An 11,607-nucleotide genomic window follows, 5' to 3' on the forward strand; every position below is an offset into this window, starting at 1 on the left:
CCCGTCAGCCGCCGCTCCACCATGAAGGGGCTGCCCCGCCTGGGGCAGCCCCTTCATGTTTCACGTGAAACCGTGGCCCACACACACCGGCCTTCGCATGCACCGGTCTCATCCGCGCGGCCCTACAGCGGCCGCAGTGCCGGCTCCTTCTGGACCGCTCCGAGCAGCCGGTCCAGCGCCAGCTCGACGTCCTCCTTCCAGGAGATCGTCGTCCTCAGCTCCAGCCTCAGCCGCGGATACCGCGGATGCGGCCGTACCGTCTTGAAGCCCACGGCCAGCAAATGATCCGCGGGCAGCACACAGGCCGGTTCCTTCCAGGTGGCGTCCCCGAAGGCCTCGATCGCCTTGAACCCGCGCCGTATCAGATCCTTGGCCACCGTCTGCACCATCACCCGGCCCAGACCCTGCCCCTGGTACCCGGGCATCAGCCAGCCGGTCATCAGCTGCACGGCGTCCGCCGCGACGGGGCTCGTCGGAAAGGCCGTGGACCGCGGCACATACGCCGGGGGCGCGTAGAGCACAAAGCCCACCGGCACATCATCCACATAGACCACTCGGCCGCATGAACCCCACTCCAGCAGAACGGCCGAGATCCATGCTTCCTTCTCCAGCTCCGGACGTCCGGCCCTTACCGCGGCCTCGCCGCTGACCGGGTCGAGCTCCCAGAAGACACAGGCGCGACAGCGCTTGGGGATGTCCGGGAGGTTGTCCAGCGTGAGCGGTACGAGCCGACGCCCCATGAAGCCAGTCCCTCACTTCCGTCGCCGGCCGCACTCCGAGCGGCCAACAGCGCACTACGCCCCCTGAGCAGACTGCCGACGAATCCGCCGACGGCCCCCAGGCCCAATCCCGTTGCCAGCAGTCCCGTGCGACTTACCGATCGCACGGCCTTGCCCTCCGCATAAGACGCCTCCATATGGATCCGTCCTACCTGATCGCATCGTATCCGTGCCGAGATTGCACTGATACCGCCCTTGAGCAAAGAGCGGGTCGTGTTCCGACCACGCCGGAATACGACCCGCCCCGCTCTGCCCGTAGGACCGGTTGTCCTACTCTTCCTCTTCCGTTGCTTCCGAGAGCCGCTGCTCCAGAACCGGCCCCTCGCCCGGGGCGAGCGAGCCGAGGATGCGCTCCAGATCCTCCATCGAGGCGAACTCGACGACGATCTTCCCCTTCTTCTGGCCGAGGTCCACCTTTACCCGGGTCTCAAAGCGGTCGGAGAGCCTGGAGGCGAGATCCGTGAGCGCGGGGGAGATCTTCGTGCCCGCGCGCGGCCCCTTCGCCTTCGGCCTGCCTCCCGACCGCGAGCCCATGAGGGTCACGATCTCTTCGACCGACCGCACCGAAAGCCCCTCGGCGACGATCCGGTACGCCAGCTTGTCCTGCTCCTCCGGGTCATCGACACCGAGCAGCGCACGGGCGTGGCCCGCGGAGAGAACGCCCGCCGCAACCCGGCTCTGCACCTTGGGCGACAGCTTCAACAGCCGGAGCGTATTGGAGACCTGGGGGCGGGAACGCCCGATCCGGTCCGCCAGCTCGTCATGCGTGCACTCGAAGTCCTTCAGCAACTGGTCGTAGGCGAACGCCTCTTCCAAGGGGTTGAGCTGTGCGCGATGCAGGTTCTCCAGCAGCGCGTCCAGGAGAAGCTTCTCGTCCTCGGTCGCCCTGACGATCGACGGAATCTTCTCCAGCCCCGCCTCCCTGCAGGCCCGCCAGCGACGCTCGCCCATGATGAGCTCATAGCGCTCGGGGGCCAACTGCCTGACGACGATGGGCTGGAGAAGCCCGACCTCCTGGATCGAGGTGACCAGCTCGGCAAGGGCGTCCTCGTCGAACACCTCACGCGGCTGCCGCGGATTGGGGGTGATGGAGTCCAGCGGCAGCTCGGCGAAGTGTGCTCCGGCCACCTCCTCCACGACGGGCTGAGGCAGTTCCTCCGGCTGCTGCGGCACGCTCTCGGTCTCGGGTGGAAGGCCATGGGAGGGCAGCGAGGTCACCTTGGCCGCGGCCACGCCACGCTCCTGTGTCAGCACCGGGACCGCCGACGGCGAGGTGGACACCCCCGTCGCCGTGACAGGTCCCGCCGCCGGCGCGGGCCCGGAGCCATCCGTCCCCTTCGGCGCGGGAGGGATCAGAGCCCCGAGCCCACGGCCCAGTCCTCTGCGTCGCTCACTCACTGAATCCCCTCCTGCATGCTGTGCTGGTCGTGCGGGCTGATCTCTGGGACGGTATGCGCCCGCTGGGCGTCATAGTGGACGTTGGCCCCTCTGAGCGCGATCTCCCGGGCCGCTTCGAGATAGGACAGCGCCCCGCTGGACCCCGGGTCATAGGTGAGGACCGTCTGCCCATAGCTGGGGGCCTCGGAGATGCGCACCGATCTGGGGATGCTGGTCCGCAGCACCTCATGGCCGAAGTGGCTGCGGACCTCATCGGCGACCTGGGAGGCCAGCCGGGTCCGGCCGTCGTACATCGTGAGCAGGATCGTCGAGACATGGAGCTTGGGGTTGAGATGCCCCCGCACCAGATCGACATTGCGCAGCAGCTGCCCCAGCCCCTCCAGGGCGTAGTACTCGCACTGGATCGGGATCAGGACCTCGGCCCCGGCGACGAGCGCGTTGACCGTCAGCAGGCCGAGGGACGGGGGGCAGTCGATGAGGATGTAGTCCAGCGGCTGCTCATAGGCCTGAATGGCCCGCTCCAAACGGCTCTCCCGCGCCACCAGCGAGACCAGCTCAATCTCCGCACCCGCCAGATCGATCGTGGCCGGGGCACAGAACAGCCCCTCCACATCGGGAACGGGTTGCACCACATCCGACAGGGGCTTGCTGTCGACCAGCACGTCATAGATCGACGGAACCTCGGCGTGGTGATCGATTCCCAGCGCCGTCGAGGCATTGCCCTGCGGATCGAGGTCGATGACCAGCACCCGGCCGCCGTGCAGGGCAAGGGAAGCGGCCAGATTGACCGTGGTGGTGGTCTTGCCGACCCCGCCCTTCTGATTGGCGACCACGATCACCCGGGTCTGCTCCGGCCTGGGCAGTCCCTCGCCCGCGCGGCCCAGGGCTTGGACCGCCAGTTCGGCGGCACGACCAATGGGGGTGTCGTCCATCGGGGGCGGTGTTTCACGTGAAACATCCTCCCCCGCCGATTCAGTACGGGGACCGGGGACCGGATCGGTCATCGGCCCCGCGATGTTGGCGTCGGACCGCAAGGATTCACTCTCCTCGACATCAGGCTCGCGATGAACAGAGCCTGCCATGCTTTTGGGGTTGTGAACCAGCGAGGTCCGTTCTCCTGTGGATGAATCCACGTCCCGTCGGGGCCGACGGTCGCGCGGCAACGCGGCCGCACGCCCACGACTGATGATTCCATGCAGCAAGGAGCGACGTTTCACGTGAAACACGATGCACGGACAGCCTCACCGATTCGTCGCGACACTCCGGTATGCGTAGTTTTGGCAGCTTGTATGGAGCAGCCGTGCCCGTCCTATGGAGCAACGTCGGCTGCAGAGATCACGGACCGGCCCCGACCGCTCAGCGGCGGCGCCGGGGGCCCTTACGGGCCGCCTTGGCCCGCTTGGCGGCGAAACGCACACCGCCGGGGCTCTCTCCGACCTCGACCCGCACCACGGTGGAGAGCGGATCGACGATGCCCTCCCCGACATGGAGGACCGAGGTCCCGACCACCCCGAGCTTGCTCAGCGCGGCGCGGGCGTGCTTCAGCTCCTCCTCCGCCGTGTCCCCCTTGAGCAGCAGCATCTCTCCGTACGGGCGCAACAGCGGAACCCCCCAGCCGGCGAGCCGATCCAGCGGAGCCACGGCGCGCGCCGTCACCACATGCATCGCGGGCAGCTTCCCCAGGACCTCCTCGGCCCGGCCCCGCACCACCGTCACATGGTCCAGCCCCAGCAGCTCGACCACCTCCTGGAGGAAGTTCGTACGGCGCAGCAGCGGCTCCAGCAGCGTGATCCGCAGATCCGGGCGGGTCAGGGCCAGCGGAATTCCGGGCAGCCCGGCGCCCGAGCCCACATCGCACACGGTGACCCCTTCGGGCACCACCTCGGAGAGCACCGCGCAGTTCAGCAGATGGCGCTCCCACAGCCGCGGTACCTCACGGGGCCCGATCAGACCGCGGGTCACCCCGACGTCGGCGAGCAGTTCGGCGTACCGGACGGCCTCCAAGAAGCGCTCACCGAATACCTCCCGCGCCTCCTCGGGGGCCGGGGGGAGCTCCGCTGCTTCCGTCACGGGAAACCGTCCTTCCATACCGAACACTGTGGTGAACGCTGATGCGAGGCTGACAGCTGATGCAAGGCTGACAAGATTCGGCCCCGCCTGCGAGCAGACGGGGCCGTGTGGATCATGAGGCTGGGCCGGTTCAGACCGGAAGCACGACCACGCGACGCTGGGGCTCCTCGCCCTCCGATTCGCTGCGCAGTCCGGCGGCCGCCACCGCGTCGTGCACGACCTTCCGCTCGAAGGGCGTCATCGGCTTCAGCTTCACCGGCTCACCGGTGCCCTTGGCCTCCTCCGCTGCCTTGGTGCCCAGCTCGGTGAGCTCGGCGCGCTTACGGGCCCGGTATCCGGCGATGTCGAGCATCAGCCGACTGCGATCGCCGGTCTCCCGGTGCACCGCGAGCCGGGTCAGCTCCTGGAGCGCCTCCAGCACCTCACCGTCCCGGCCCACCAGCTTCTGCAGATCACGACTGGTCGAATCACTGATGATCGACACCGCGGCACGGTCGGCCTCGACGTCCATGTCGATGTCACCGTCGAGGTCCGCGATGTCCAGCAGCCCCTCGAGGTAGTCGGCCGCGATCTCCCCCTCCTGCTCGAGGCGGGTCAGGGTGTCGACACCCTCGGCAGCCGGGGTGGTGCCTTCCGTCACGGATGGACTCCTTCTTACTTCTTGGACGGGTGCTTGGGGCGCTGCTGGCCCTTGCGCTGCCCGGACTTGGCGGTACGGGAGGAACCGGAAGCCGAGCCGCCGGCCGGCTTACCGCCCTGCGCGCCCTTCTTCTGCGCCACGCTGCGCTGCTGCTTCTCCGAGCCCGGCTCCTCCGAGGCGGACTTGTCCAGCGAGGTCTTGGCGACCTGCGGCTGGGACTGCGCCGTGGCCCTGGCGTGGCCCGTGCCGCCCGACTGGCGCTGCGACTTGCTCTGCCGCTTGGGCTGCTGACGGTTCGCGCGAGCCGTCTCGGCCGCCTTCTTGGCCTCGACCTCGGCCGGCTCTTCCTTGATCTTCCCCTTCGCCAGCAGCCGCTCCTGGCGAGCCTTGTAGGCGACGCTGCCGGGGGTCGGGTTACGGCGGATGACGAACATCTGCTGGCCCATGGTCCACACGTTGGTGGTCAGCCAGTAGACGAGGACACCGACGGGGAAGTTGATGCCGAAGACGGCGAACATGACCGGGAAGACGTACATCAGCATCTTCTGCTGCTGCATGAACGGCGTCTTCACCGTCAGGTCGACGTTCTTGGTCATCAGCTGGCGCTGGGTGAAGAACTGCGACGCCGACATCAGGACGATCATGACGACCGTCACGACCCGGACGTCCGTCAGCGAGGCGCCGAGGGACTCGACCTTCGAGGCGGACGACATGAACTTCACGGACAGCGGGGCGCCGAAGATATGCGCCTGACGGGCGCTGTCCAGCAGCGACTGGTCGATGAAACCGACCGTGCGGTTGTTCGCGATGTGGTTCAGGACCTGGTACAGCGAGATGAAGAACGGCGACTGCGCCAGAATCGGGAGACAGCTCGAGAGCGGGTTGGTACCCGTCTCCTTGTAGAGCTTCATCATCTCTTCGGACTGGCGCTGCCGGTCGCTCTTGTAGCGCTCCTGGATCGCCTTCATCTTCGGCTGGAGCGCCTGCATGTTCCGCGTCGCCTTGATCTGCTTCACGAAGAGCGGGATCAGGCAGATACGGATCAGTACCACCAGCGAAACGATGGACAGACCCCACGCCCAGCCACTGTCCCGGTCGAAGATGAGGCTGTAGAACGCGTGGAACTGGACGATGATCCAGGAAACTACGTCATAAAGAGGACCGAGGATCGTGTCCACGAATCAGGCTCCTTGGGCGTTGGGCTGGGTCTCGGGCTGTGGGGCAGGCTCCCCGGCGGAGTGCCCGCCGAGGCGGTTGCGCAGCCGCTGGTGCCAGACCGGGCGCTTCCGGGGAGGAACGTGGTCGACGCCGCCGAGCGACCACGGGTTGCAGCGCAGGATGCGCCACGCCGTCAGCGCCGTTCCTTTCACCGCGCCGTGCCGGTCAATGGCCGTGTAGCCGTAGTGTGAGCACGACGGGTAGTACTTGCAGACCGGCCCCAGCATCGGGCTGATGGTCCACTGGTACAGCTTGATCAACCACAGCAGCGGGTACTTCATCGCGGCACCCCTCCCAGTAGCCGCCGCACTGCGGTGTCGAGGTCGCGGGCCAGCTGGTCGTGGCCCGCCTCGCCCGCACCGGGCAGCGCCCGTACGACCACAAGGCTACCTGCGGGAAAAAAATCGAGGCGGTCGCGCATGAGATGGCGCAGCCTCCGCTTCACCAGGTTGCGTACGACAGCACCGCCGACCGCCTTGCTCACGACGAAACCCGCACGCGCGGGGGGAGCACTCTCCCCAGGTGCGTGCGGGTCCGTTTCACCGCTGGCAAGGCCGCTGCGATAGTGCACGACGAGGAGTGGGCGGCCGGCCCTGCGCCCTCGGCGTACCGCGGCTGCAAAGTCCTCGCGCCGCCTCAGCCGTTTTTCGGTAGGCAGCACGTCATGGACCTTGCGTCAGGCTGTTCAGGCCGACAGACGGGCGCGACCCTTGCTACGGCGGGACGCGAGAATCGCGCGGCCGGCACGGGTGCGCATACGCAGCCGGAAGCCGTGGGTCTTCGCGCGGCGGCGGTTGTTCGGCTGGAAGGTGCGCTTGCTCACTCGGGGGCTCCAGAAATGAATCGTGTGGTGGCGGGACATCGCCTGGCTGTCACCGTGCGCCCACGAGTAGCTCGCAATACGCCCGAGTGCACCGCTTCATGATCGTCAGACCCTGGGTCCGCGACCCTTGCCCATCGGAGGCAGGCGGCAGCAGCCATCGACAACTCGACCTGGTTACGGTACGCGCGATTACGCCATCCGGTCAAACCGGCGCCGCCCGGTGGCGCGGCCGGGCGGCGCCCCACCAAGGCGCGGCCCCCCTCGGATGCGGGGGCAAGGGAACGCGGGGCGACATCGCATGGCACATTTGTACACACCCTGTGGACAACGACTTGAACCGCGCGCCATGGCCTGACTACCGTGGCTGAGCTCCGATTCCTTCCCGCCCGTCCCGAGAACCGCACATTCGTGGGACCTGTCGGCGTCCCCCCACCCAGCGAGTGAGAGAGCGTGCCCTGTGGCTGACGTACCCGCCGATCTTGCCGCAGTGTGGCCACGTGTGCTCGAGCGGCTGCTCGGAGAGGGCGGCCAGGGCGGACCAGGCGTCGAGGCCAAGGACGAACACTGGATCAAGCGGTGCCAGCCGCTGGCCCTCGTCGCCGACACCGCGCTGCTGGCCGTGCCCAATGAATTCGCCAAGGGCGTGCTGGAGGGCCGGCTGGCCCCGATCGTCAGCGAAACGCTCAGCCGCGAGTGCGGCCGCCCGATCCGGATCGCGATCACCGTCGACGACTCCGCCGCCGAGCCGATGGTCCCGCAGCAGCCGCAGCGCGACACGTACGAAAGTCGCGACACCTATGAAAGTCGCGACCCCCACGAGAACCGCGACCCCTACGAGAGTCGCGACGCCTACGAGGGCTACGACAACCGCGACGGATACGGCGGCCGGGACGGATACGGCCGTCCGGCGGGAGATGAGCTGCCGACGGCCCGCCCCGCCTACCCAGGCTATGAGCAGCACCGGCCCGAGCCCGGCGGCTGGCCCCGGCCACGCGACGACTACGGCTGGCAGCAGCCCCGGCTCGGCGGCTTCCCCGAGGGCGACCCGTACGCCACCCAGCGTCCCCAGCCCGGCTATGACCAGCAGCTCTACGATCAGCAGCCGCACTCCGACTACCGGGGCCCGGGCGCCGAGCGGCCTGGGTCCGCCCCTGGCCCGGGTTCCGGCCCGGGGCCCGATCGGTCGCCCTATGAGCAGTCACGCCGGGAGCTCCCCGACCCGCTGGATCGTTCCCGCGGCGGCCCGCCCGTGCTGCCCTCGCAGACCGGCGCCCCCGGCCCGCTCGCCGCGCAGCCGGCGCCCGCGCCCGGCCCCGGTGAGCCGACCGCGCGCCTGAACCCGAAATACCTCTTCGACACCTTCGTCATCGGCGCGTCCAACCGCTTCGCGCACGCCGCGGCGGTCGCGGTCGCCGAGGCGCCCGCCAAGGCGTACAACCCCTTGTTCATCTACGGGGAGTCCGGGCTCGGCAAGACCCACCTGCTGCATGCGATCGGGCACTACGCGCGCAGCCTCTACCCGGGGACGCGGGTGCGCTATGTGAGCTCCGAGGAGTTCACCAACGAGTTCATCAACTCAATCCGCGACGGCAAGGCGGACGCGTTCCGCAAGCGCTACCGCGACATGGACATCCTCCTGGTCGACGACATCCAGTTCCTCGCGAGCAAGGAGTCGACGCAGGAGGAGTTCTTCCACACCTTCAATACGCTCCACAACGCCAACAAGCAGATCGTGCTGTCCTCCGACCGGCCGCCCAAGCAGCTGGTGACCCTGGAGGACCGGCTCCGCAACCGCTTCGAGTGGGGCCTGATCACCGATGTGCAGCCGCCGGAGCTGGAGACGCGTATCGCGATCCTGCGCAAGAAGGCGGTGCAGGAGCAGCTGAACGCTCCGCCGGAGGTGCTGGAGTTCATCGCCTCCCGTATCTCGCGCAACATCCGCGAGCTGGAGGGGGCGCTGATCAGGGTCACGGCCTTCGCCAGCCTGAACCGCCAGCCGGTGGACCTCGGCCTGACCGAGATCGTGCTGAAGGACCTGATCCCCGGCGGCGAGGACGCGGCCCCGGAGATCACCGCCACCGCGATCATGGCCGCGACCGCCGACTACTTCGGGCACACGGTGGACGACCTGTGCGGCGCCTCGCGCAGCCGGGTGCTGGTCACCGCGCGGCAGATCGCGATGTATCTGTGCCGTGAGCTGACCGATCTGTCGCTGCCCAAGATCGGGGCGCAGTTCGGCGGCCGTGACCATACGACCGTCATGCACGCCGACCGCAAGATCCGGGCGCTGATGGCCGAGCGGCGCTCCATCTACAACCAGGTCACCGAGCTGACCAACCGCATCAAGAACGGCTGACGCGGCGCGCGGCGCGAGCCATCGCGCCGGGGCCCGCCCAGGGCGCTTGGGGAGGAACGACTCCCACAAGCGCCCTTCGCCGTTCCGGGCCCGTCCGCGACCGGCGACGCGGCGGCGCCGCGTACGGCCTGTTCGATTCCATGACCTCGGACGCCGCTTCTCCACAGATCAGCGGCCGATCCACCATCCACACCCTGGGGATCCCCGGACTGTCCAGTCTGTGTCCACAGGGGCGGCCGCCGAAGCGGTATCGAAGGAGGTCAGCCGGGTGTGGATTTGTGACAATCGACAGTCCACAGACTGTGGACGACCGAGTTACCCACAGAGCGGGCTCCGGGTTGTCCACCGCCCGCCCACAGCCAAGACCCCGTCACCCACAGCTTCTCCACACCCTCATCCACTGTTCGGCAAGGAAACGGGCGTGGTCACCGAGACGAGTGAAAGGCATCACACCAACGAGCCGGGTTGGGCTGTGGGGAAGGTGGGTAAAACTGGGGACACAGCTGGGGAGAACCGGGTCTCGCCTGTGCATCGGGTGTGCAGAACTCGGCGGCATCCACAGCGGAGCCTGTTTGTCCACTGCCGTCGCCCACAGGCCCGGTGGACAAAAAACAGATGCTGACCTGCGGGAAGCCAGTTGTCCACGGTTTCCACAGGGCCTACTACTACGACCACTTAGTTAGAGCGAGAAATTCGTTTCGAAGTGGGGCCTGTGCACAACCGGGCTCCGAGCCGCCCGACACCTCGGGCGCCGATTTGACCCCGAGCCGCACCGACTGTCGGCGGCGTACGTCAGACTGGTCTCCGGCGATAGCGCCGACGACGAAGGCCAGCAGGGCGAGCCAGCAACAGCAGGAGGCGGTTCCGGTGAAGATCCGGGTGGAGCGCGATGTACTCGCGGAGGCAGTGGCCTGGGCGGCCCGCAGCCTTCCGGCCCGTCCGCCGGTACCCGTCCTCGCGGGGCTGCTGCTGAAGGCGGAAGACAGCGCCCTCAGCCTCTCCGGCTTCGACTACGAGGTCTCGGCCCGTGTGTCGGTGGAAGCCGACGTGGAGGACGACGGCACGGTCCTGGTCTCCGGCCGCCTCCTCGCCGACATCTGCCGCGCCCTCCCCAACCGCCCTGTGGAGATCTCCAGTGACGGTGTGCGGGTGACCGTCGTCTGCGGCTCCTCGCGATTCACACTCCACACACTGCCTGTGGAGGAGTACCCGGCCCTGCCGCAGATGCCGACGGCGACCGGCACCGTGCCCGGCGACGTCTTCGCTGCCGCGGCGGCCCAGGTGGCCATCGCGGCCGGCCGTGACGACACCCTGCCGGTGCTCACCGGTGTGCGGATCGAGATCGAGGGGGACACGGTCACGCTGGCCTCCACCGACCGCTACCGCTTCGCGGTCCGCGAGTTCCTGTGGAAGCCCGAGACGCCCGACATCTCCGCGGTCGCGCTGGTGCCCGCCAAGACGCTCCTGGACACCGCCAAGTCGCTGACCAGCGGTGACACCGTGGCCCTCGCGCTGTCCGGCTCGGGTGCCGGAGAGGGGCTGATCGGTTTCGAGGGCGCCGGGCGCCGTACCACGACCCGGCTGCTCGAAGGCGATCTCCCGAAGTACCGCACGCTGTTCCCGACCGAGTTCAACTCCGTCGCGGTGATCGAGACCGCTCCGTTCGTGGAGGCCGTCAAGCGCGTCGCCCTGGTCGCCGAGCGCAACACCCCGGTCCGGCTCACCTTCGAGCAGGGCGTGCTGATCCTGGAAGCCGGGTCGAGCGACGACGCACAGGCTGTGGAGCGCGTCGACGCCCAGCTCGAAGGCGACGACATCTCGATCGCCTTCAACCCGACCTTCCTGCTGGACGGGCTGAGCGCGATCGACTCCCCGGTCGCCCAGCTCTCGTTCACCACGTCGACCAAGCCGGCTCTGCTCAGTGGCAAGCCGGCCATGGACGCCGAGGCGGACGAGGCGTACAAGTACCTGATCATGCCGGTGCGGCTCAGCGGATGAGCGGGTGTGGCCCACAGCTGAGCGCCAACGCCTGGGCGTACGCTCGGACTCAGGTGCGAAACGCAATGACTACGGCATAAAGGATCACTGATGGAGCTCGGTCTCGTCGGTCTCGGCAAGATGGGCGGCAACATGCGCGAGCGCATCCGCCGCGCAGGTCACACCGTCATCGGATACGACCGCAACCCGGACCTCGCCGACGTCCACAGCCTCGGCGACCTTGTGGACAGGCTCGAGGGGCCGCGGGTGGTGTGGGTCATGGTGCCGGCCGGTATCGCGACCCAGACCACCATCGACGAGCTGGCCGAGCTGCTGTCGCCGGGCG

12 protein-coding genes are annotated in these 11,607 nt (G+C 68.2%); 3 read left to right on the plus strand and 9 right to left on the minus strand.

What is annotated here, in order from left to right; all coding sequences use genetic code 11:
• Positions 1 to 122: 122 nt before the first annotated feature.
• The 9 genes from ACFZDL_RS40245 to rpmH all read right to left on the minus strand — a co-directional run bounded on the left by ACFZDL_RS40245 (position 123) and on the right by rpmH (position 6,928).
• Positions 123 to 740, minus strand: coding sequence for a GNAT family N-acetyltransferase (locus ACFZDL_RS40245; protein ID WP_353590117.1), 618 nt, complete (start codon positions 738 to 740; stop codon positions 123 to 125).
• Between the two features lie 309 nt (positions 741 to 1,049).
• On the minus strand, positions 1,050 to 2,177 hold the full coding sequence (locus ACFZDL_RS40250) for a ParB/RepB/Spo0J family partition protein (RefSeq protein WP_353590116.1): 1,128 nt from the start codon (positions 2,175 to 2,177) through the stop codon (positions 1,050 to 1,052).
• The gene (locus tag ACFZDL_RS40255; RefSeq protein WP_353590454.1) at positions 2,174 to 3,259 is read right to left on the minus strand and encodes a ParA family protein; all 1,086 of its coding nucleotides are present in this window, start codon (positions 3,257 to 3,259) and stop codon (positions 2,174 to 2,176) included. The genes ACFZDL_RS40250 and ACFZDL_RS40255 overlap by 4 nt, the downstream gene beginning before the upstream one ends.
• Positions 3,260 to 3,533: 274 nt before the next feature.
• On the minus strand, positions 3,534 to 4,247 hold the full coding sequence (gene rsmG, locus ACFZDL_RS40260; protein ID WP_353590115.1) for a 16S rRNA (guanine(527)-N(7))-methyltransferase RsmG: 714 nt from the start codon (positions 4,245 to 4,247) through the stop codon (positions 3,534 to 3,536).
• A 130-nt stretch (positions 4,248 to 4,377) separates the two neighbouring features.
• Positions 4,378 to 4,887 (minus strand): R3H domain-containing nucleic acid-binding protein, encoded by a 510-nt coding sequence (locus tag ACFZDL_RS40265; protein WP_014177964.1) that lies wholly within the window; start codon positions 4,885 to 4,887, stop codon positions 4,378 to 4,380.
• Between the two features lie 14 nt (positions 4,888 to 4,901).
• Positions 4,902 to 6,065, minus strand: a complete 1,164-nt coding sequence (yidC, locus tag ACFZDL_RS40270; RefSeq protein WP_353590114.1) for a membrane protein insertase YidC — start codon at positions 6,063 to 6,065, stop codon at positions 4,902 to 4,904.
• 3 nt (positions 6,066 to 6,068) lie between these two features.
• Positions 6,069 to 6,386: a membrane protein insertion efficiency factor YidD gene (yidD, locus tag ACFZDL_RS40275; RefSeq protein ID WP_089507409.1), complete on the minus strand. Its 318-nt coding sequence runs from the start codon at positions 6,384 to 6,386 to the stop codon at positions 6,069 to 6,071.
• Entirely contained in the window at positions 6,383 to 6,766 is a 384-nt protein-coding gene (rnpA, locus tag ACFZDL_RS40280) for a ribonuclease P protein component (protein WP_353590113.1), read from the minus strand. The genes yidD and rnpA overlap by 4 nt, the downstream gene beginning before the upstream one ends.
• Positions 6,767 to 6,790: 24 nt before the next feature.
• Positions 6,791 to 6,928: a 50S ribosomal protein L34 gene (gene rpmH / locus ACFZDL_RS40285; RefSeq protein WP_003956500.1), complete on the minus strand. Its 138-nt coding sequence runs from the start codon at positions 6,926 to 6,928 to the stop codon at positions 6,791 to 6,793.
• 457 nt (positions 6,929 to 7,385) lie between these two features.
• On the opposite strand from rpmH, the gene dnaA reads away from it, so the two are divergent.
• The 3 genes from dnaA to ACFZDL_RS40300 all read left to right on the plus strand — a co-directional run.
• On the plus strand, positions 7,386 to 9,284 hold the full coding sequence (dnaA, locus tag ACFZDL_RS40290) for a chromosomal replication initiator protein DnaA (protein ID WP_353590112.1): 1,899 nt from the start codon (positions 7,386 to 7,388) through the stop codon (positions 9,282 to 9,284).
• A gap of 867 nt (positions 9,285 to 10,151) precedes the next feature.
• Entirely contained in the window at positions 10,152 to 11,282 is a 1,131-nt protein-coding gene (gene dnaN / locus ACFZDL_RS40295; RefSeq protein WP_353590111.1) for a DNA polymerase III subunit beta, read from the plus strand.
• Positions 11,283 to 11,372: 90 nt separating this feature from the next.
• The coding region (locus ACFZDL_RS40300; protein ID WP_353590110.1) for an NAD(P)-binding domain-containing protein at positions 11,373 to 11,607 on the plus strand (235 nt) is incomplete at its 3' end.

This window comes from Streptomyces sp. NPDC007917, from assembly GCF_042959105.1.
Lineage (GTDB): Bacteria > Actinomycetota > Actinomycetes > Streptomycetales > Streptomycetaceae > Streptomyces.